The 686-nt window shown below is 66.2% G+C and carries 1 protein-coding gene; it reads left to right on the forward strand.

Annotated features, from left to right (window positions below):
- A partial coding sequence (locus AC5Y5W_RS24955) for an AMP-binding protein (protein WP_500014169.1) occupies positions 1-686 on the forward strand: 686 nt, incomplete at both ends.

The following is a 686-nucleotide window of genomic DNA, read 5'->3' on the forward strand; positions in this document are numbered from 1 at the left end:
GTGGTGCCCGATGCGGTGGTGCGTTCGCCCGAAGAGCTGCACGCGTTGCTGGCCAGCGAGCAGGCCACTGTGCTGAGTCAGACGCCGGCAGCCTTTTATGCGTTGCAGACCGCTGATGCGCTCGCGCCGGAGATCGGATCTCAACTCAGCCTCGAGACGGTGGTCTTCGGTGGTGAGGCACTAGATCCTTCGCGTCTGGGCGGCTGGCTGGATCATCACCGGGGTTCGCCGCGGTTGGTCAATATGTATGGCATCACCGAGACCACGGTGCACGCGTCGTTCCGGGAGATCGTCGAAGCCGACGTTGATCGCAGCGTCAGCCCGATCGGGGTGCCGTTGGCACATTTGGGCTTTTTCGTGCTCGACGGGTGGTTGCGTCCGGTGCCCGCCGGGGTGGTGGGGGAGTTGTATGTGGCCGGCGCCGGGCTGGCCTATGGGTATGTGCGCCGGTCGGGGTTGACGTCGTCGCGGTTTGTGGCCTGTCCCTTCGGCGGGCCGGGGGCACGGATGTATCGCACCGGGGATCTGGTTCGTTGGGGCCCGGACGGGCAGTTGGAGTATCTGGGACGTGCTGATGAGCAGGTCAAGATCCGCGGGTATCGCATCGAGTTGGGGGAGATCCAGGCTGCGCTGGCCGGACTGGCTGGGGTCGAGCAGGCGGTGGTGGTTGCCCGCGAGGACCACCC

Source organism: Mycobacterium sp. NGS51 (assembly GCF_059812525.1).